Source organism: Peribacillus sp. S4 (genome assembly GCF_046715815.1).
GTDB classification, from domain to species: Bacteria; Bacillota; Bacilli; order Bacillales; family DSM-1321; genus Peribacillus; species Peribacillus frigoritolerans.
In genome coordinates this window covers 3,218,550-3,238,794 of sequence record NZ_CP175708.1, presented here as the reverse complement: position 1 = coordinate 3,238,794, position 20,245 = coordinate 3,218,550, and the positions used below count along the sequence as shown (strand labels likewise).

At 40.6% G+C, this 20,245-nt stretch carries 20 protein-coding genes; 18 read left to right on the top strand and 2 right to left on the bottom strand.

Features of this window, described 5'->3' with window-relative positions; genetic code table 11:
• Window positions 1-22 precede the first annotated feature (22 nt).
• The 9 genes from ACJ9PY_RS15265 (at window position 23) to ACJ9PY_RS15225 (ending at window position 9,349) form a co-directional block, all read left to right on the top strand.
• On the top strand, window positions 23-556 hold the full coding sequence (locus tag ACJ9PY_RS15265) for a hypothetical protein (RefSeq protein ID WP_098185915.1): 534 nt from the start codon (window positions 23-25) through the stop codon (window positions 554-556).
• 78 nt (window positions 557-634) lie between these two features.
• Window positions 635-1,111, top strand: a complete 477-nt coding sequence (locus ACJ9PY_RS15260; protein ID WP_034307586.1) for a glutathione peroxidase — start codon at window positions 635-637, stop codon at window positions 1,109-1,111.
• A gap of 141 nt (window positions 1,112-1,252) precedes the next feature.
• Window positions 1,253-2,098 (top strand): DegV family protein, encoded by an 846-nt coding sequence (locus ACJ9PY_RS15255; protein WP_145504779.1) that lies wholly within the window; start codon window positions 1,253-1,255, stop codon window positions 2,096-2,098.
• Window positions 2,099-2,151: 53 nt separating this feature from the next.
• Window positions 2,152-2,796 (top strand): HD domain-containing protein, encoded by a 645-nt coding sequence (locus tag ACJ9PY_RS15250; protein ID WP_145504780.1) that lies wholly within the window; start codon window positions 2,152-2,154, stop codon window positions 2,794-2,796.
• A complete protein-coding gene (locus ACJ9PY_RS15245) occupies window positions 2,793-4,670 on the top strand; it encodes an ABC-F family ATP-binding cassette domain-containing protein (protein ID WP_411738483.1) in 1,878 nt (625 codons plus the stop codon). Before ACJ9PY_RS15250 ends, ACJ9PY_RS15245 begins: the two co-directional genes overlap by 4 nt.
• 130 nt (window positions 4,671-4,800) lie before the next feature.
• Window positions 4,801-5,937, top strand: a complete 1,137-nt coding sequence (locus ACJ9PY_RS15240; protein ID WP_400448155.1) for a conserved virulence factor C family protein — start codon at window positions 4,801-4,803, stop codon at window positions 5,935-5,937.
• Between the two features lie 281 nt (window positions 5,938-6,218).
• Window positions 6,219-7,889, top strand: coding sequence for a dihydroxy-acid dehydratase (gene ilvD, locus ACJ9PY_RS15235; RefSeq protein WP_034311212.1), 1,671 nt, complete (start codon window positions 6,219-6,221; stop codon window positions 7,887-7,889).
• Between the two features lie 173 nt (window positions 7,890-8,062).
• The gene (locus ACJ9PY_RS15230; protein ID WP_057277313.1) at window positions 8,063-8,491 is read left to right on the top strand and encodes a BrxA/BrxB family bacilliredoxin; all 429 of its coding nucleotides are present in this window, start codon (window positions 8,063-8,065) and stop codon (window positions 8,489-8,491) included.
• A gap of 78 nt (window positions 8,492-8,569) precedes the next feature.
• Window positions 8,570-9,349, top strand: a complete 780-nt coding sequence (locus ACJ9PY_RS15225; RefSeq protein ID WP_369314926.1) for a class I SAM-dependent methyltransferase — start codon at window positions 8,570-8,572, stop codon at window positions 9,347-9,349.
• On the opposite strand, the gene ggt is transcribed toward ACJ9PY_RS15225, so the two are convergent.
• The gene (gene ggt / locus ACJ9PY_RS15220; RefSeq protein ID WP_223255913.1) at window positions 9,350-11,038 is read right to left on the bottom strand and encodes a gamma-glutamyltransferase; all 1,689 of its coding nucleotides are present in this window, start codon (window positions 11,036-11,038) and stop codon (window positions 9,350-9,352) included. It lies immediately after the preceding gene.
• A 436-nt stretch (window positions 11,039-11,474) separates the two neighbouring features.
• On the opposite strand from ggt, the gene ACJ9PY_RS15215 reads away from it, so the two are divergent.
• Window positions 11,475-12,092 (top strand): YpjP family protein, encoded by a 618-nt coding sequence (locus tag ACJ9PY_RS15215; RefSeq protein ID WP_411738482.1) that lies wholly within the window; start codon window positions 11,475-11,477, stop codon window positions 12,090-12,092.
• Window positions 12,093-12,287: 195 nt separating this feature from the next.
• Window positions 12,288-13,058, top strand: a complete 771-nt coding sequence (locus tag ACJ9PY_RS15210) for a TerC family protein (RefSeq protein ID WP_057277316.1) — start codon at window positions 12,288-12,290, stop codon at window positions 13,056-13,058.
• 1,412 nt (window positions 13,059-14,470) lie between these two features.
• On the opposite strand, the gene ACJ9PY_RS15205 is transcribed toward ACJ9PY_RS15210, so the two are convergent.
• On the bottom strand, window positions 14,471-14,713 hold the full coding sequence (locus ACJ9PY_RS15205) for a hypothetical protein (protein WP_048686776.1): 243 nt from the start codon (window positions 14,711-14,713) through the stop codon (window positions 14,471-14,473).
• 224 nt (window positions 14,714-14,937) lie between these two features.
• Between ACJ9PY_RS15205 and ACJ9PY_RS15200 the strand changes: the two genes are divergently transcribed.
• The 7 genes from ACJ9PY_RS15200 (at window position 14,938) to ACJ9PY_RS15170 (ending at window position 20,020) form a co-directional block, all read left to right on the top strand.
• Window positions 14,938-15,651, top strand: coding sequence for an anthrax toxin lethal factor-related metalloendopeptidase (locus ACJ9PY_RS15200; RefSeq protein WP_411738481.1), 714 nt, complete (start codon window positions 14,938-14,940; stop codon window positions 15,649-15,651).
• A gap of 57 nt (window positions 15,652-15,708) precedes the next feature.
• Window positions 15,709-16,503, top strand: a complete 795-nt coding sequence (locus ACJ9PY_RS15195) for a thymidylate synthase (protein WP_048686772.1) — start codon at window positions 15,709-15,711, stop codon at window positions 16,501-16,503.
• On the top strand, window positions 16,500-16,985 hold the full coding sequence (locus ACJ9PY_RS15190) for a dihydrofolate reductase (protein WP_034307562.1): 486 nt from the start codon (window positions 16,500-16,502) through the stop codon (window positions 16,983-16,985). The genes ACJ9PY_RS15195 and ACJ9PY_RS15190 overlap by 4 nt, the downstream gene beginning before the upstream one ends.
• Window positions 16,986-17,135: 150 nt before the next feature.
• Window positions 17,136-18,404: a threonine ammonia-lyase IlvA gene (gene ilvA, locus ACJ9PY_RS15185; RefSeq protein ID WP_411738480.1), complete on the top strand. Its 1,269-nt coding sequence runs from the start codon at window positions 17,136-17,138 to the stop codon at window positions 18,402-18,404.
• Between the two features lie 193 nt (window positions 18,405-18,597).
• A complete protein-coding gene (gene tatA, locus ACJ9PY_RS15180; protein WP_034307557.1) occupies window positions 18,598-18,789 on the top strand; it encodes a twin-arginine translocase TatA/TatE family subunit in 192 nt (63 codons plus the stop codon).
• Between the two features lie 85 nt (window positions 18,790-18,874).
• On the top strand, window positions 18,875-19,621 hold the full coding sequence (gene tatC / locus ACJ9PY_RS15175; protein WP_034307555.1) for a twin-arginine translocase subunit TatC: 747 nt from the start codon (window positions 18,875-18,877) through the stop codon (window positions 19,619-19,621).
• A 135-nt stretch (window positions 19,622-19,756) separates the two neighbouring features.
• Window positions 19,757-20,020, top strand: coding sequence for a DUF2535 family protein (locus ACJ9PY_RS15170; protein ID WP_306804680.1), 264 nt, complete (start codon window positions 19,757-19,759; stop codon window positions 20,018-20,020).
• Window positions 20,021-20,245 lie beyond the last annotated feature (225 nt).

Sequence of the window (20,245 nt, the reverse complement as noted above, 5' to 3'; positions counted from 1 at the left end):
AAGTTGGAGAGGTGTTTGGAGATTGTTTGATCCTACAGCATTTGAAAACATGAAAGTGGTATTGGAAGGAGCGGTTTACGATCGTGACTTCATTGGGGATATATTGGTCATAAACCGTGATGATATAGTGAATCTCTCAACCATGTCCAGATCATATAAGATCGAGATGGAATTGAAAAAAACAAACGCGCCCATTTCCATTAGCGGTGCCATTGAGCTACACGCTTCCCTACATAACCTAAGTTCGGAGTTACTCGATGCAGCTATTGATGATACGCATTCAGGCTGCACGGTCAATATATTCATTTCTTTTCCTAAAAAGCTTGATGATGTGAATGCTGAGCAATTTATGAGTGACCTGGAAAAAATCTGGGGAGATCAGAGAATCATATCAGTGACGACCAGCGAAACGGTCAGTAAAAAAAAGCAACCCATTACTTCTTCTATATATAAAATTTCATTTGGAAGGCTTGTAAGAGAAGAGCAAATGGATGATTTGGAAGACATGGTAGAGTATTTGATTCAATCCATTCAAGCAGTGAAGATTCCTGGATGATAGGAAAAGGATTAAAGTTGGTAAACCTACCTTTAAATACGGTAAAATGAATCATCATACTAAAGGGAGAGATCATTCATGTCCATTTACGAATTTGAAGTCAATAAAATCAATGGCGAAACCATCTCGCTTGAGGAATATAAAGGGAAAGTGATGATTATAGTGAATACCGCAAGCAAATGCGGTTTTTCGCCACAGTATGATGATTTGCAAAGTCTGTATGTGCAATATAAAGAGGATGGGGTAGTCGTGCTTGGTTTTCCGTGTAATCAGTTTTTGAATCAGGAGCCTGGTGATGATCTGGAAATCGATTCATATTGCAAATTGAATCATGGTGTAACCTTCCCGATGTTTGCAAAAGTGAATGTCAAAGGCAAGGAAGCCCATCCCTTATTCAGCTATCTGACTGAAAATGCTCCTGGGGTGATGGGGTCCAAATCGATAAAATGGAATTTTACAAAGTTCTTGATTGATCGTAATGGAAATATCGTCAGCCGGTTTGCACCTAAAACAAAACCTCTGGAAATGGAAGAAGATATAAAAAAATTAATATGAACTATGAAATCGAGTCCAACGGAAAGTTTCTGTTGGGCTCTTTTCTTGAGGTGAGATATTTATTGCATGCATCCGTTTTTAAAAGGGGACAGATGGTTGGGATATTGAATATAATAGAAGACACAAATGAGGGGGGAAACCATGGAACGAATTGCATGGGTAACAGATAGTACGGGAACTTTAGATGAAGAATTATCATTGAATGAACATGTATACATCGTTCCGATGGTCGTCATCATCGATGGGAAGGAATATGAAGATGGCGTCGACCTATTACCTGAGGAATTATACCGGCGGATGAGTGAGGAAAAAATCACGGCAACCACGTCACAGCCCTCGGTCGGCCGATTCCAGGAATTATATAAGGAGCTTGAAAAACGCTATGATCGAATCATAGCCGTACATCTTTCCAGTGAATTGAGCGGGACGGTTTCTGCGAGCAGGCAAGCTGCACAAATGGTTACGATCCCTGTTGATGTTTTTGATACTTTACTTATTTCCTTTCCAATGCTATTAATCTTGAAACGGCTCATGCATTATATTGAAAATGGCGATTCCATCAATGAAGCATTCGTCAAAACGAGAATGTATGCGGATAACCATGAGACCTATGTAATGATAGGCTCTTTAGATCAGCTGCATCGGAGCGGCAGGTTAACAAACGCACAGTATATTCTAGGAAGCCTATTGAGCTTTAAACCCATCATTTCAATTGAAAATGGTGTGCTCCATACTAAATCTAAACCTCGGAACATTAAAAAAGCGGAAAAACAGATCTTCACTGATTTTCGCAGATCAGTCGAAGCGGGAACAGTAAAGGAATGCACCATATTATATGGTGGAGTGTCGGAGCAGGCACAAAAATGGAAAAAGATGATTTCCGAAGAATTCCCTCATGTGTTGATCCATGTATCCCCACTGGGGAGCGCCATCGGGGTGCATACCGGTGAACAGACGATTGGGCTCAGTTGGTTCAATGAAGATTAAAGCACACCATTATTGAGAACCATGGTAAAATAGAAAGGACATGGAGTGGTGAAATGAAACAAACGATGATTGAGTTAACGGAGAAGTATGTATATGACCAATTGAATTCTGATGCCAGCGGCCATGATTGGTTCCATATCGATCGTGTTCGTAAGCTGGCTTTACATATTGCAAAAGAAGAACGAGTAGGAAATGAGTTCATCATTGAAATGGCGGCTCTGCTTCATGATATCCCTGATGATAAACTAAACCAGGAAGCCGATGGGGGCTGGAAAAAGCTTGATGCTTGGTTTGATGAAATAAAGTTGGATATTGATAGTGTTGATGCCATCAAACAGATCATCAATACAATTTCATTTAGTGCAGGGCAGATGAGGCTACCTTCGATAGAGGCTGAAATTGTTCAGGATGCGGACCGCTTGGATGCAATTGGTGCCATTGGCATAGCCAGGACATTTGCATTTGGCGGAAAGAAGGGACAGCTTATGTATGATCCTTCATTGCCCATTAGGGAAAACATGACCAAGAAGGAATACAGGAATGGAAAAAGCTCTTCCATTCATCACTTTCATGAAAAATTATTGCGCTTGCAAGACATGCTTAATACTTGTACAGCCAAGAAGATTGCTAGTGAAAGGCATGAATATATGGTAGGATTTTTAGAGGAATTTAATAAGGAATGGGATGTACGATTATGAAAGTTTTTAGCATGGAACATGTAATGAAAACCCAAGGGGAAAAGCTGCTTTTTAAAGATGTCTCTTTTTCCATTACCGAAGGGGAAAAAATCGGGATCGTTGGGATAAACGGCACCGGTAAATCGACATTATTGAATATCATCGCAGGGCTGGAAGACAGTGATTTAGGAACGAAGGATCATCCGAATGATTATACGATTTCCTATCTGTCCCAAGATCCGCATTTTGATGAGAAATTGACTATCATGGAATATATGTATGAAAGTTCAACTCCTGTATTTTCGTTGATTAAAGAGTATGAAAAGACGCTCATTGAACTTCAAGTGGACCCGCAGAATAGCGCAATACAGGATCGTTTGTTAAAACAGCAGCAGGATATGGACACGCTAGGCGCCTGGGATACAAGTGCCAATGCCAGAACGATACTGACCAAGCTTGGACTTCCTGATCATTCAAGGAGACTGGGGGAACTGTCAGGCGGCCAAAAAAAACGTGCGGCCCTGGCAAAAACCTTGATTGAGACCCCTGATTTATTGATTTTGGATGAGCCTACGAACCATCTCGATTTTGAAAGCATTACTTGGCTTGAAGAATATTTAGGTAAATATCAAAAATCCGTTTTATTTGTAACCCATGATCGATATTTCCTTGATCGTGTGTCCAATAAGATTTGGGAAATCGCCCAGACCCAGCTTTTCGAATACAAAGGAAACTATGCGGATTATTTAGAATCAAAGGCCATTCGTGAAGAGAATGAATCGGCTGAAAGAACGAAAAAGGAAAGTCTATTCAAAAAAGAACTGGCCTGGATCCGTAAGGGTGCAAAGGCCCGGACAACGAAACAAAAGGCCAGGATCCAACGCTTCGAAACATTGGAATCAGGTGTAAAGGATAAGCAGAAAACCGAGAACCTGGAAATGGAATTAAGCGGTGCCCGTCTTGGGAAAAAAGTACTTGAGATGCAGGATGTATCTAAATCCTTCGGTGATCGAACCATCATCAACCATTTTTCCTTCCTCTTCAAACCAGGTGATCGAATTGGGATCGTCGGTAATAATGGCAGCGGAAAGTCAACCTTGTTGAATATCCTGGCAGGTAGGGAATCCATAGATGAAGGAAACCTGGAAAAAGGGCAAACCGTGAAAATAGGGTACTATACGCAAGAAAGCGTCGATATGGATGAGAATTTGCGCATGATAGAGTATATTCGGGAAACGGCGGATTCAATCGCCCTTAAAGATGGTAGTTTCATATCGGCTGCGCAGATGCTTGAAAGGTTCTTATTTCCAATGGGATCGCATGGGACACCAATTCGTAAGCTGTCCGGTGGGGAGAAAAGGCGATTATATCTCCTTAACATATTGATGTCGGCACCTAATGTCCTGCTTTTGGATGAACCGACGAATGATTTGGACACGCAAACCTTGACCGTTCTTGAGGATTATTTAGAAACATTTTCAGGTGTAGTCATTACTGTCTCACATGATAGGTATTTCTTGGATAAAACGTGCCACCAGCTTCTTGTTTTCAAGAATAAAGGTGACATTGACTTTTATTACGGCTCATATTCAGAGTTCTTGGAAGACAAGACGGAAGAGGCTGTGCCAGTAAAAGCAACAGAGCCACAGATGAACCGGACCGAAAAGAAAAAGAAAAAACTGACCTATGCGGAAAGTAAGGAATGGGAAGAGATAGAAGGGAACATGGAGCGGGCCGAGCTGCGCTTGAAAGACATAACATCAGAAATGTCAGCAGCGGGAAGCGATTTTGAAAAAGTCCGCCTGCTTCTTGAAGAAGAAAAGGAACTAACGGATAAATTAGACCATTTGATGGAAAGATGGGCGTATTTAGCGGAAAAATTGGAAGAAGAATGAGCGTGGTGACTGGTCCAAGGATGTAAACTTGGATCAGTCTTTTTTTTGCCAATCTCAATTGCATGAGAATCTGTTTGCGATGTGATAATATCTAGTACATGGAAACGTCTTGTAAAAGGAGAGAAATGCATTGAAAATAAAGTCGATAGAACCTACACCAAGTCCGAATACAATGAAAATCAATTTAACAGAAGAGCTATTAGCTGGTAAAAGCAATAATTATAAGAAAGATCAAGCTGACCAGGCACCCAAGCTGATAAGGGATTTATTTACGATCGAGGGAGTGAAAGGGGTATATCATGTTGCGGACTTCTTAGCCGTTGAGCGAAACGCGAAATATGATTGGAAAGATATCTTGGTCCAAATCCGTCAGGTCTTTGGAGAAAAAACCGAGGAAAAAAATCAACAAGGGGCATTAAATGAACATTACGGTGAAGTAACTGTTGCCATTCAACAATTCAAGGGCATTCCGATGCAAATTAAAGCAAGTGATAGTCAACACGAAAAACGTTTTGCCTTACCGGAATATTTCATAAAGGGCATTGCCGCTGCCCAAAAAGAAGATGATAATGTAGTCCTGCTTCGAAAATGGAAGGATTATGGCGTAAGATATGGTGATATGGAAGATATCGTGAAGGAAGTATCGGATGAACTGATCGCAGCTTATCCGGAAGATCGAATTAATCGGCTAGTTGCAGCTGCACAAGAAATGGTCGATACGAAGGAAGCAATTTTGAAACGTCCAAAAATTAAACTGACTGCAGAAATGCTGAATGATGAAAGTTGGGAAAAGCGTTATCAGGCTTTAGAACAAATGGAAGATCCTACGGTTGATGATATTCCAGTATTGGATATGGCACTCTCCGACAGTAAAGTCTCCATTCGAAGGCTCGCGGTAGTATACTTGGGTATGATTGAAGATAGAAAAGTGCTTCCGAGCTTGTATAAAGCCTTGAAAGATAAAAGCGCGGCCGTAAGACGTACTGCTGGTGATTGTTTATCAGATCTTGGCTTTGAAGAAGCGATGGGAGAAATGTCTCAATCACTTTCGGATAAAAATAAATTGGTTAGATGGCGGGCCGCGATGTTTTTATACGAAGTGGGAAATGAAACGACCCTCCCTTATCTTAAACAAGCGGAACAGGATCCTGAATTCGAAGTTGCCCTGCAGGTCAAGATGGCCATAGACCGTATAGAAAATGGCGAAGAAGCAAAAGGTTCGGTTTGGAAGCAAATGACAGAATCAAGACAAGCGAATGACAAGTGATTTGAAATGACCCGGAAAAAGGCATGCGGCTGATATAACCCGCATGCCTTATTATTTTTTTAGGATCATTTCCAATCGTTTGAAAGGGGTTCCCCTGAGGTCGAATCTATAAATTGGAACTCTATTATTTTAGTAAAATGATTTTTGTAGATATTTAGTGAAGAATGGTTGCATTTGTCTATAAATATGTTAGAATTTTTAGAGTATACTAAAAATTATATTATTCTGAATCATTAAACATTTAGCGGAAATTGGGGGTACAACAAATGTCTACATCAAATATGAGAAGTGACATGATTACAAAAGGGGTCGATCGAGCTCCACATAGAAGTCTGTTGCGGGCAGCAGGGGTTAAAGAAGAAGATTTCGGTAAACCGTTCATCGCGGTTTGTAATTCATACATCGATATCGTTCCAGGTCATGTCCACCTTCAGGAATTCGGAAAAATTGTGAAGGAAGCGATTCGCGAAGCGGGCGGTGTTCCTTTCGAATTTAATACGATCGGGGTAGACGATGGAATTGCAATGGGTCATATTGGTATGCGCTATTCCTTGCCAAGCCGTGAAATCATCGCAGATTCCGTGGAAACTGTTGTATCGGCACATTGGTTTGACGGTATGGTGTGCATTCCAAACTGTGACAAGATAACGCCGGGAATGATGATGGGAGCACTTCGTGTCAATATTCCTACAATATTCGTAAGCGGCGGACCCATGAAAGCAGGTAAAGATAAAAATGGTAAATCTCTTTCATTAACATCCGTTTTTGAAGGGGTGGGTGCTTATCAAGCAGGTAATATCAATGAAGAGGATTTGCAGGAGATCGAGCAAGTTGCATGCCCTACTTGCGGTTCTTGTTCAGGAATGTTCACAGCAAACTCCATGAACTGCCTGGCTGAAGGATTGGGACTTGCGCTACCGGGAAATGGAACGATTTTGGCGGTAGCAGAAGAACGTAAGGAATTCGTTAAGAAATCCGCTAAACAGTTGATGGAGATAATCAAACAGGATATCAAGCCTCGTGATATCGTGACGATTGATGCAATTGATAACGCATTTGCCTTGGATATGGCGATGGGCGGTTCGACGAACACCGTGCTTCATACGCTTGCATTGGCACATGAAGCAGGTTTTGAATATCCGATGGAACGCATAAATGAAATAGCTAACCGCGTACCGCATCTAGCGAAAATTGCACCGGCATCCGATTACCATATTGAAGATGTACATAATGCCGGTGGTGTAAGTGCCGTCATTAATGAGTTGCTCAAAAAACCAGGTGCGTTTAATGGAGATTGCCTTTCTGTCTCAGGTAAGACGCTCCGCGAAAATGTTGCCGGTTGTGAAATATTGGACAAGGATGTAATCCATCCATTGGATAATCCGCATTCTGAGCGTGGCGGGCTTGCGGTATTGTTCGGTAACCTTGCTCCTCAAGGCTCCATCGTAAAAGTGGGCGCCGTTGACGCATCAGTTGGTGGCTATCACAGGGGTCCGGCCATTTGTTTCGATTCCCAGGAAGATGCACTTTCCGGAATCATTACCGGAAAGGTTAAAGAAGGGGATGTAGTGGTCATTCGTTACGAAGGGCCTAAAGGTGGGCCGGGAATGCCGGAAATGTTGGCACCCACTTCCCAAATCGTCGGGAGGGGACTTGGAGCGAAAGTCGGTTTGATCACTGATGGCCGCTTTTCAGGAGCATCGCGAGGCATCAGCATTGGTCATATTTCCCCCGAAGCAGCTGAGGGAGGCCCGATCGCCTTTGTTGAAGATGGAGATATCATCGAATTGGATTTGAATAATCGTAAAATCCAATTGGAAATTTCCGATGAAGAATTCGAAAAACGCAAAGCCAATTGGAAAGGCTTCGAGTCAAAGGTCAGGACTGGCTATTTAGCACGGTATTCCAAACTTGTGACGAATGCCAGCTCAGGCGGAGTGATGAAAGTTTAAGTTTAAAGGGAAGACTAAAACATGGTGGCAGAAGGAAACTGGATTTCTGTCACCATGTTTCTTTGTGAAGAAAAATGAAATTTTACAAAGCTTTAAGCGTCATTTTTGCATATGTACTGAAGAATATAGTATCATTATACTAATTGAAGAATTGTAACCAAGGAGGTTTTTTTATGTCGATGGCATATGATGAATATATGAAACAAATGGTGAAACCAATGCGTGCGGAACTGGTGCAGGCAGGTTTTGATGAGTTGGAATCCGCTGAAGCGGTTGAAAACTTTATGGAATCGGTGGAAGGTACGACACTTGTGGTCGTGAATTCAGTTTGCGGCTGTGCTGCCGGGTTAGCCCGTCCAGCTGCTACTCAAGCCGTACTCCAAGCGGACAATAAGCCAGATCATTTGGTAACTGTATTCGCAGGCCAAGATAAGGAAGCGACAGCTAAAATGCGCGAATACTTCGATGGAATAGAACCTTCTTCACCATCCATGGCTCTTTTAAAGGGCAAAGAGGTCGTACATTTCATTCCTCGCCATGATATAGAAGGACAGCCAATGGAAGCCATCATGGAAAATTTATTGGCAGCGTTCAGTAAGTAAATAAGTGATGAAGCGGAATGTCCTGGTAAAACAGGGCATTCTTTTCAAATTTTAAGAGAGTATGAAGGGGTAGGATTCATGTTTGTCACAACAGTAGGAAGAGCCGATAAAGAAACGATGATATTAGCCAAAAGGTTAGCTGAAGAATTGCAAATCCCCTTTATAGCAAGAAGAAAACGATCGGTGAGTGATATCCAAGCGGAACATAATGAAGATGATTGCCTTGTTTTTGGTAAAAAGCGGATGGAGTTATATCGATATCAGGAAAAAGAACCATTCTTTTTTCATCCGAACCTGGCGATGATCCGTATAAAAAGAATAATGCGCGGAGAGAGTGATCCATTTCTCATTGCCGGAGATATAAATGAAGGGAACACTGTGCTTGATTGTACCTTGGGATTGGGCTCTGATGCGATTGTCGCAAGTTTCGCGGTGGGTGAACATGGACGGGTTGTCGGATTGGAAGGAAATCAATATTTGGCCTTGCTCGTGGACCGTGGAATGAAAACATGGGAGGATGCAGAAGAAAAAATGATTTCTGCGATGAGAAGAATAGAGGTCAGGCAGGGTGACCATTACGAAATATTGAAAACAATGCCGGATAATCATTTTGATGTCGTATATTTCGATCCCATGTTTGAAGAAACGATTCAGGAATCGAATGGTATCAGGGGACTGACTCATTTTGCGGATGGTAAGGATCTATCGGTTGAAATAATGAAAGAAGCCAAGCGGGTTGCGCGCAATAGAGTCGTGTTGAAAGACCATTACCGCAGCTCCCGCTTTGAGGAATTTGGATTTGAGGTACTAAAAAGAAAAACATCCAAATTCCATTTTGGCTTCATTTCCATCCAGTGATCACGATTTATAATCTGTTTCGTCCAGACCCATGGCACAGCCTTCCCGGCTTGAATCGGCAGCACCATAGTTCGAGCCATCGGGGTTGATTTGAATCGCTTGGACATTCCCTATTGAGTGGGGAACTTCATTAAAGGCGAAGCCCATTGCTTCCAAGTGGCCTTTGCTAGTCATATCCATTCCAGGCTCCCATTCAATATGAGGCCCCATCGGAGTGAAAATTCTAGGTTCTTCGATGGCTGCTTTCAAATCCATTTTTAAATCGAGTACATTAATGATCGTTTGTACGACTGAACTGATGATGGTTGGTCCTCCTGGTGACCCTAACGTCAAGATCGGCTCGCCGTCCTTAAAGATGATGGTCGGGCTTTTACAGCTGACTGGGCGTTTATTGGGCTGCACTTCATTCATGCCGCCAGGAATGGAATCAAAATCAGTCAGTTCGTTATTCAGCATGAAACCATAGTCGGAAACCATGATGCCTGATCCGAATGGATGTTCCACTGTAGAAGTGCATGCTGCGATATTACCCCATCTGTCACGGACAGTGAAGTGCGTCGTTTCACTGATCTCTTCTTCATTAGGTTGCGGAATGACTTCCCTTTGTTGCACGGAATCATAAATCCAAGGGTTTCCGAAGTCAATGGCATTATTTCTTGACTTGAAATTAATGAATGAGCGGCGTTTAGCTATATACTCATCATGCATGAGGCCCGCCAATGGCAATTCGGCAAATTCGGGATCAGCGAGAAATGCTTTTTTATCTGTAAATGCCAGACGCATCGCTTCTGCGATTAAATAATATTTTTCCCAAGAACGGGCGTCATATTGTTCGATTTGGAAGCTTTCCAAAATTTTCAGGATTTGAATGACCGTGAATCCGCCGGCACTTGGCGCATTTGATGAAGCAATTAAATAATCCTTATAAGTCCCATACATTGGTACATCGATAGTAGCTTTATAGCCCTTTAAATCAGAAAGCTCCATGAACCCTCCAAGTTCTTGTATGCAGGAAATGATGCCCTCTCCGATTTCACCTTCATAAAAAGCGGAAATTCCTTCACGTTGTAATATCCGATAGGTATTCGCCAATTTTTCTTTAATCAGCAAATCGCCATCCTGATAGGGTTTTCCGTTTGGTATGAAGAACTTACGCGCTTCATCGCCCAATCGATATTCAAAGTTTTTAAGAGCATCGCATAGAACCCAATTGACGGGAACTCCTTTTTCAGCAAATTCAATGGATGGCTCGATAAGTTCTGCCAATGGCTTGCTGCCATTTTCGGCGAGTGCTTCATCCATAGCTTTCAGTATTCCAGGAATGCCAACCGCTGTTGCTTTGATAGATCTCTCTTTAAAAGGGATGACTTCCCCTTTTTCATCAAGAAACATGTCTCGATGTGCGGCTTTAGGTGCCCTTACATGGCCGTCGTATATTTTAGTTTCCTTATCTTTTGCATTATATACCATAAGAAAACCACTTCCGCCGATACCAGTCATCATTGGTTCAACAACATTTAGGGCAAATTGGATGGCGACGGCCGCATCGACAGCATTTCCACCTTCACGTAATATTTTTTCCCCTATTGAAGTTGCGACAGGATGAGCTGTAACGACCATTCCGGAGCTCCCTTTCGCAGTTTCCCTTTTGTAATCCTTATCTTTTATCTTCTCATTGTTGTTTTCCAAAATGATTCCTCCATTATTTAGTCCTTTTATCTGCCAATAAGGTAAACTTATGTTTGAGTGAAAAGAAAACCTTGTCATTGTAGAAAAATGACAAGGAGATTTTTCGTAGGTATTCATTTATTCTTAATCAGCAAATGATAAATATACGAAAAATGCTAATGTAACAAGACATAAAGCCACCATGGCAGTCGAAGCCATATAAGACCCCTCCTTAAAAAGACTTGAATCTAATTAATTTCTCCAAAAATCGTCAAAATCCTTCATTTAAATGTAAATTTATTGATATTTATTAAAAAGTTCGAGTTCATTAAACTTTATATAGGTATTTATCCTTTTTTTTGATTTTTAAAACATGGGTAACTATATATTCGTAATTACCAAAAAATAAAAGTATACTAAATATAAAGACAATACAAAAAAGGAGGGGGAGTGTGAGTTGAAAGCAGCGGTTTGGTTCAGGAAAAGTCTCGTCATTTTAGTATCCGTTTTGACGTTTGGTCTTGTCACTCCTTCAGATCTGGCGTGGTTAGCGGAAGCCGATTCGTTAAAGGATACTAAAAAGGGAATAGTGGAAGAAGAGGGATTAGCCTATCTTCCTTCGCAGAATTCAACTGAAATTGAGGAAGAATTCAACCGGGAAGAATTTTTATCGGACATCCTGAATAAGGCAGAGGAAAACGCATTTATGAAATTTGGCGATAAGATCAATCCAAAAATTGGCGATGAATTCAAAATGGTCATATTACCAAAAATGGAAGAAGCCATTACAGAAATGGCTGCACAATTTCCGGATGAAAAATTACAGCAATTGACCATCACTGAGCAGCCGAGTGCCGGCAGGGCCGAGAAGATATTCCATATTTATGATTCAATCAGCGGCAAGGATATCATCAGATTCCATGTAAGGCAGGAAAATCCCCCATTGGAAGGACATTGGTTCGATTTTCACTATCATACTCATCATGATTCATTTGCCACCCATTATAATATAGGGAAAATATATTGGGATAAAAATACGCCGCCAGAGTGGACAGGTAAACAAAAGCTCTCATAGTGGTGGATTTCGTTGATTTTATTTAAGTGGAAGAGTATGATGAAATGAAACTTAATAAGCATCGAATGATACGTTGTCCTGCAACGTATTTATTTTGTGTTAAAACTTAAAGTAAAGTTTTTATCATAACTGGGAACAATGTTATTTTAAAAGGTTTTCTAATTTTGCTGTTATAGGAACAGAGGAGTCTTTATCATGTCAGAGTTGTTAAATAACATCGTGCAAACGTATGCTCAATTTTTTGACTGGCATATGTGGGTGGAGGTTTTATCCGACCCTGTGAGCTGGGGGTTGATCGGAACGCTCGTCTTAATGGAAGGATTGCTATCAGCGGATAACGCACTGGTATTAGCTGTGATGGTCAGGCACCTTCCTCAAAAACAACGGAAAAAAGCATTATTTTACGGTTTGTTTGGTGCTTATGCTTTTAGATTTATAGCGATTGGAATCGGCGTTTTCCTCATAAAGCTTTGGTGGGTGAAGGTGATTGGAGCCGCCTACCTTGGTTGGCTCTCGTTTAAATACTTTAGGGATAAAAGAAAAAAACAAGCTGGGATCGACGAAGATATCCAGGGAATGAGTAAAAACAGCATACTGATCCGAATGTTTGGTACTTTATGGGGAACGGTTGCGGCAGTGGAATTGATGGATATAGCATTTTCTGTCGATAGTGTCTTGGCCGCTTTCGGAGTGAGTGAAAAAGTCTGGGTCCTTTTGACAGGCGGAATGATTGGTGTCTTGATGATGCGGGGAGTGGCCGGAGTATTTCTAAAATTGATAGATAAGGTTCCAGAATTGGAAACTGCCGCTTATGTCCTTATCGGATTCATAGCAATAAAAATGTTAATGGCAGTTGCAGGGATCGAAATCCCGCCTGCGATCTTTTTTGTCTTTATATTACTGATTTTCGGCACTACAATCGTCTATCATTTGAAGAAAGGGAAAAAGGTCAAGGAACATGGCTGAGCGCCATTTAAAAAGCTGTCATCAAAATGATGTCAGCTTTTTTTCGCCAAAGCTTCGGAATGGTCTCATCCCGAAGCCCTTTCCCGATTTTTCATAAAAAAGTTCATTGTTTAAGAATCAAATTAAGTGAAGAATTATTCTTGTTAGTAATTGTATTTTCCCTTGAGGAAGTATCAATGGGATGACAAGATGGTTTAAATGAAGAAATATCAAGTTTATGTTCCGAGAGGGATCTGTAGATTGATGAAAAAACAATTCATTATATTAAAAAATAATCACTCTCTTCGCCCGCAGGAGTCTCGTACACCTCTTCCGATCAACTGGAACGTTTTTTTGAGGGTTAGTAAATCTGAGCGTTGATTTCCACTCCAGGCACTCGCTTTCCGCGGGCGGTCCGGGAGCCTCCTCGGCGCTCGCCTGCGGGGTCTCCCTTGGCCACGCTTTTCCCGCAGGAGTCTCGTACCTTACGTTCCAATCAACTGGAATGTTTTTTAAATGAAAACTACAGGGTAACTCGCTTTTCTTCTAAATTGTCTTCAGTCTGGCGATTTGAATGGTCTCAACCCTAACCATAATTTTAAAACAAACTTTGTCTTGCTTTTTTATGGACGAAACCCTCATAGGATTGAAGAAATTTGCGACACTCCTGCCGAATAACTGACTAGCCGAGACCCCACAGACGCTTGCGTCGAGGAGGCTTGGCAGACAGTCGACGGAAAGGGAGCGGATTTCTGAAATCAACTGAAATGTTAATACAAAGAAAAAATTGAAGGTGAAAGGCTTTTTCTTCGAATTCATCAGCTTTGCGGTTGTCTCAATCTGTCAATAAACTTGGTCCGAAAGGGTCCCCCCTAATATGATTTAAGAATTTTTCTTCACGTTTTTACTTTTTTATATGGACGAAACCCTCATAGAATTGAAGAAATTTGCGACACTCCTGCCGAAAAACTGACTAGCCGAGACCCCGCAGACGCTTGCGTCGAGGAGGCTTGACAGTCAGTCGGCGGAAAGGGAGCGGATTTCTGAAATCAACCGAAATTTTAATACAAAGTAAAATTTGGAGGTGAAATGCTTTTTCTTCGAAATCATCAGCTTTGCGGTTGTCTCAATCTGTCAATAAACTTGGTCCGAAAGGGTCCCACCCTAATATGATTTAAGAATTTTTCTTCATGTTTTTACTTTTTTATATGGACGAAACCCTCATAGAATTGAAGAAATTTGCAACACTCCTGCCGAAAAACTGGCTAGCCGAGACCCCACAGACGCTTGCGTCGAGGAGGCTTGGCAGTCAGTCGGCGGAAAGGGAGCGGATTTCTGAAATCAACCGAAATTTTAATACAAAGTAAAATTTGGAGGTGAAATGCTTTTTCTTCGAAATCACCTACAGTTTAAAGCTGACATCAAATATGATGTCAGCTTTTTTTATGGAAAATATCAAGTATTTGAAGAAGAGCGGTAAATGTAGTGAAAAAAAGCAAAGGCAATAAAAAGTTAAGCCATAGAGAAGATAGTAGCGGATGCAGCAGTATGCCAAAGAAAATGGAGAACAGAAAAAGGTCGAGAATGATAAACACTTTTAAACTGTAAATATCAAGGACTTCTTCAGCAAGTTCATGTTGCTCATTCAAGATGGCTTTTTTATTATTGGTTTCCATGCGATCACCTTAAACCTTTTACGATTATATATATTTGATATATGAAAACCGCGGATCAATGGTTCTTCTCAGGATGAATGTGCAACCAAAATTACCAAAAAAACATAGAACTTTTACATTCAGGCAATATGTTATACTAATATAATAGTATGTAAGATTTAGAGATTTTAAATAACATATATTTTCCTAACGATACATGAAGAATGAAGAAAGGGGAGAAGAGTATGAAAAGGAAGAAATGGTGGTTATCCATACTTGCATTGTTTGTCTTTTTACTCTCAATGCTCTCCTATTCATTAGCGAAAGATGATGGGGTAAAATGGCGGAATTTACCCAAAGATAATATTTTAAGACAAGCTGAACTTTTTAAGGGAAATAAAGAATTGCAAAGAATATTTTTATTTCCAGAAGAGGAGTACGATCAAGGGGAAGCACTGAAAATTGCTGGAACCATTAATAAATTGCCTCATTCACTTTTGGTGAAAACAGCGGAAAGTGGTGTGAGGATCAAACTATTCGATGGCGATATAACGGAAAATCAATCCGCGGCCAAATTAAAGGGGAAAACTCCGCGTGGTTATTTGAATAAAGAAACAACTTGGGATGATGTGCCTGGTATGGGCGGATCACATACGGTATTGGTTAAAATCGGGGCGAGTGACAAGGGCAACGGGCATGGCTCGGTTAATTTGGAACTGCATGAGCTGGGGCACTCCATTGATAATATAGTGTTTGATGGAATCCGTGATGACATGGATTATTTGAAGATTTGGGGTAAGGAAGTGGATGGGCTGTTTCCAGGGATTACGTATTTTTCCAACTACCCTGAGGAATATTTTGCAGAAACGTTCGCCATGTTTTATGTGAACCATGAACAAAATCAATTGCTTAGACAAAAAGCACCCGAGACTTATAATTTTATTAAACAATTAGATTAAACATTGGGCAATAATACGTTAAAATAAGGAGAATGAAAGTAGAAAAGGTGGTTTATCATGAAGCAATATTTAGATTTATGTAAGCATGTACTCGAAAATGGAACGCAAAAAGGTGATCGTACGGGGACAGGAACGATCAGTACCTTTGGATATCAAATGAGATTCAATTTAAAAGATGGATTCCCTGTACTTACAACGAAAAAGGTTAGTTTAAAAGCGATTATCCATGAACTATTATGGTTTTTGAAGGGTGATACAAACGTTGGGTACCTTCAGGAAAACAGTGTGCGCATCTGGAATGAATGGGCGGATGAAAAGGGGGAATTAGGTCCGATTTATGGTCATCAATGGCGTTCCTGGGGAACGGCCGATGGAAGGCAAATCGACCAAATCAGTGAATTGATCGAACAAATCAAGACGAATCCAAATTCAAGAAGATTGATAGTCAGTGCTTGGAATGTTGGAGAACTGGATGAAATGGCCTTGCCGCCTTGCCATGCTTTCTTTCAATTCTATGTTGCTGATGGCAAGCTTTCATGTCAGCTATACCAACGTTCAGCGGACGTCTTCTTAGGTGTTCCTTTTAATATAGCTTCGTATGCGCTTTTAACGATGATGATCGCCCAGGTGTGTGATTTGGAAGTTGGCGAATTTGTACATACTTTCGGGGATGTCCACATCTACTCTAACCACCTTGAACAAGTGGAACTGCAGTTGACTCGTGACCCGAAACCATTGCCAATCATGAAAATCAATCCAGATGTGAAAAATATCTTTGATTTTAGCTTCGAGGACTTCGTTTTGGAAAATTACGAAGCCCATCCCCATATAAAAGGTGAGGTTAGCATATGATATCGTTGATAGTGGCTATGGATCAAAATCGTGTGATAGGTAAAAACAATAAACTGCCATGGCATTTACCAGCAGATCTGCAGTACTTTAAAAAAGTGACGATGGGCCATCCAATCGTCATGGGGCGAAAAACATTTGAATCGATCGGCAGGGTCCTGCCTGGCCGCGAAAATGTCATCGTCACCCGCAATCAGGAATTTAAAGCGGAAGGCTGCGTAGTATTACATGATATTGCACAAATCAAAATGTTCGCAGATAACCATGAAGAGGAAGTCTTCGTAATTGGCGGAGCCGAAATCTTCAAGGAAATCCTTCCTTTTACCGACCGCCTGTATATTACGGAAATTCATGAAACTTTCGAAGGGGATACTTTCTTTCCCGAGATTGATGAAAATGAATGGGATGAAATTTCCTCAAACCCAGGCAACATCGATGAAAAAAATCGATTTGCACATGATTTTATTATTCTACAAAAAAAATAAAGTGCTAATCCGATTATGGGGAAATGACCATAATCGGATTTTTTTGGTATGGGACAACCAAAAGAATGAATTTTTAGAAAAATCAATTACATTAATAACAGTAAAGTGCTATAATGATTGAATTCATCAGAAAGGAAATGAGGGATTGTTATGAATCAGACTGCATCTAAGAATAGGGGGATTCAATTGGAAGACATTCTAATTGCCTATAGAGAACTGAAAGAAATCGTTTTACATACACCTTTACAAAAAAATCAGAGGCTCTCTGAAAAATATGATTGTAATGTTTATTTAAAACGCGAGGACTTACAACACGTACGTTCCTTTAAATTAAGAGGGGCTTACTATAAAATGAAAAGCCTGACCGAGGAAGAGACGAAGAACGGAGTCGTTTGTGCCAGTGCAGGAAACCATGCACAGGGTGTTGCTTTTTCCTGCAGCCAATTGGGCATTCACGGGAAAATTTATATGCCTGCTACAACTCCAAGGCAAAAAGTCGATCAAGTTCAGCTATTCGGCAGGGATAATGTGGAGATCATCCTAATAGGGGATACATTCGATGATGCATTTGCCATGGCGATGGAATGCTGTGAAAAAGAAGAGCGTTCCTTTATCCATCCATTTGACGATGAAAAGGTAATCGCCGGGCAAGGTACAACGGCTGTAGAAATCCTGAACGATTGTGAAGATGGAATCGACTATGTATTTGCCGCTATGGGCGGCGGCGGGTTAATGGCCGGAGTATCGAGTTATTTCAAATCGGTTTCCCCAAATACGAAATGCATTGGAGTTGAGCCGCAAGGTGCTGCTTCGATGGAATACTCCTTCAAGGAAGGAAAAGTATCTGAACTCGAAAAAATAGATACATTCGTTGATGGAGCAGCTGTCAAGTGTGTGGGACAGTTAACATATCAGCTTTGTAAGGAAAACTTGGAAGATATCGTTGTCGTACCTTCAGGCCAAATCTGTACGACGATTCTCGATTTGTATAATCAGCATGCGATTGTCGCTGAACCGGCAGGTGCTATATCTGTAGCCGCGTTGGATTCATATAAAGAACAAATCAAAGGAAAAACGGTTGTTTGCATGGTCAGCGGAGGGAATAACGACATTGGGCGCATGCAGGAAATTAAAGAGAAATCCTTATTATATGAAGGGCTGCTTTATTATTTTATCGTGAATTTCCCACAACGTGCTGGCGCTTTAAGGGAATTCCTTGATGAAGTGTTAGGACCGAATGAAGATATAAGCCGTTTTGAATATACGAAGAAAAATAATAAAGAAAGCGGGCCGGCCCTGGTTGGTATAGAGCTAAAAGATAAAAATGATTATGAAGGGCTCATCCAAAGGATGAACAAGAAAGGATTCTCTTTCGTAGAGGTCAATAAAGACAGTAATTTATTTCACTTGTTGATTTAAACATGGATAAAATGTTAAATTAGGATAGAATAATACCTATGTTTTTACATTTTATCTGCCGGCCCAGTCGTATATGGGCATACTGTCGATAATTGTTACCATTCTATGACGAATTGCCAGTTCCCTTTCAATTGGTTGGAAATGGTATTATAATCGGAGTAGGTCTAATTACAACACCAAAGGGGATGTATCCATGTCGAACATTGGAGTACCTGGTCTAATTCTAATCTTAATTTTGGCATTAATTATCTTTGGTCCGAAGAAACTTCCAGAAATTGGCCGTGCTTTTGGACAAACGCTTCGTGAGTTTAAAAAATCCACAAGTGATTTAACAAAAGGTGATTATGAAGAAGATAAGAAGCTACAACAAAAAAATCATGAATGATTGAATGCTGGGCGTAAGATGGAATCGTCTTGCGCCTTTACGCTGTAACAAAGATACGGATTTTCAGATGAAGGCGTGATCAACTTTGGAAGATAAGGAATTAAATATCATCGATCATCTCGATGAATTGAGAAAACGGCTCATCATTACAGCTGTTGCTTTTGTCATCTTTTTTATCGCCAGCTTTATTTATGTTGAGGAGATTTATAATTGGTTCGTGAAAGATCTCGATTTTGACCTGATGGTATTGGGACCGAGTGATATTATCTGGATTTACTTCATGCTTGCAGGTGTCGTAGCCATTGCGGCAACGATACCGGTAATTGCCCTGCAAATCTGGTTATTCGTTAAACCCGCTTTGATGCCAAATGAAGTGAGGGCGACCCTTGCCTATATTCCAGCACTTTTCCTGCTTTTTATCGGAGGGCTTGCTTTCGGTTATTTTGTCATCTTCCCGACCATTCTTCAATTTTTGATTGAATTGGGTGATGGGATGTTCATAACCAGTTTTACAGCTGATAAGTACTTTTCATTCGTATTTAATATGACGATACCTTTTGCTGTTTTATTCGAGCTTCCTGTCGTTACCATGTTTTTGACCTCCCTTGGCATAATAAATCCTTATGTGCTTCAAAAATTAAGGAAGTATGCATACTTTGTACTGGTTGTCATAGCGATATCGATTACGCCGCCTGACTTTATGTCAGACTTTATGGTGATGGTTCCATTGCTGTTATTATACGAAATCAGTATTTCATTATCTAAAGTCGTCTATAAACGAAGGGTGAGACGTGAAAGCTTGCGGGAAGACACCTACGAGGAAGGTTTATAAGAAGAAGCCCATAATGGCATTTTGCCCTTATGGGTCTTTTTTTTATGATTATCAATCTGATTTCTCTGTTTTTTTACACATTTGAATATTTATACTTTTGGATTTATTGTGTATAATGTAAGCAATCGGTTAAAAATGAGGATTGATATTTTGATGTTCAAATGCTTGGAATTCAAAGATTGTTTTGGACATAAGGTCACCATTTCAGAAATACCTGTCTTACTGCCTAGTGATCCGAATTTTTTTATGTTGACCGTGCGTTTGGAAGTATTTGTTAAGAAGGTTTTTGCCAATAAAGATCATAAAGAAAATTACTCATTTAAGCATTATTTAGCATCCGTACTCAAATGGCCCGTTTACAACAAGCTTTTTTTTGGAAGTTTACTCAATAATGCTTAATGCGGATTGTTCCATAGCTAACATCTCCGTTAAAAGAGATGACACGAATGCCATGCAATATCGAATGTATCGGCATGTGTTCAGGTTAGCTCATGGAACGGTCTTTTTTTGTGTATTCATTTCAAAAGATAAGTATCACTTCAGCCGAAAAATGAAACCTTTGGTTTGAATGCTTATCTTGAATAGGTATAATACAATAGATATGTTAATTTAGGGATGTGTAAT

Coding starts and splice junctions, on each gene's coding strand:
- ACJ9PY_RS15190 (WP_034307562.1), top strand. CDS start 16,500: ATGATATCGTTGATAGTGGCTATGGATCAAAATCGTGTGATAGGTAAA.
- ilvA (WP_411738480.1), top strand. CDS start 17,136: ATGAATCAGACTGCATCTAAGAATAGGGGGATTCAATTGGAAGACATT.
- ACJ9PY_RS15225 (WP_369314926.1), top strand. CDS start 8,570: ATGTTTGTCACAACAGTAGGAAGAGCCGATAAAGAAACGATGATATTA.
- ACJ9PY_RS15255 (WP_145504779.1), top strand. CDS start 1,253: ATGGAACGAATTGCATGGGTAACAGATAGTACGGGAACTTTAGATGAA.
- ACJ9PY_RS15200 (WP_411738481.1), top strand. CDS start 14,938: ATGAAAAGGAAGAAATGGTGGTTATCCATACTTGCATTGTTTGTCTTT.
- ACJ9PY_RS15250 (WP_145504780.1), top strand. CDS start 2,152: ATGAAACAAACGATGATTGAGTTAACGGAGAAGTATGTATATGACCAA.
- ACJ9PY_RS15210 (WP_057277316.1), top strand. CDS start 12,288: ATGTCAGAGTTGTTAAATAACATCGTGCAAACGTATGCTCAATTTTTT.
- ACJ9PY_RS15205 (WP_048686776.1), bottom strand. CDS start 14,713: ATGGAAACCAATAATAAAAAAGCCATCTTGAATGAGCAACATGAACTT.
- ACJ9PY_RS15245 (WP_411738483.1), top strand. CDS start 2,793: ATGAAAGTTTTTAGCATGGAACATGTAATGAAAACCCAAGGGGAAAAG.
- ilvD (WP_034311212.1), top strand. CDS start 6,219: ATGAGAAGTGACATGATTACAAAAGGGGTCGATCGAGCTCCACATAGA.
- ACJ9PY_RS15260 (WP_034307586.1), top strand. CDS start 635: ATGTCCATTTACGAATTTGAAGTCAATAAAATCAATGGCGAAACCATC.
- ACJ9PY_RS15170 (WP_306804680.1), top strand. CDS start 19,757: ATGAGGATTGATATTTTGATGTTCAAATGCTTGGAATTCAAAGATTGT.
- ACJ9PY_RS15195 (WP_048686772.1), top strand. CDS start 15,709: ATGAAGCAATATTTAGATTTATGTAAGCATGTACTCGAAAATGGAACG.
- tatA (WP_034307557.1), top strand. CDS start 18,598: ATGTCGAACATTGGAGTACCTGGTCTAATTCTAATCTTAATTTTGGCA.
- ACJ9PY_RS15230 (WP_057277313.1), top strand. CDS start 8,063: ATGTCGATGGCATATGATGAATATATGAAACAAATGGTGAAACCAATG.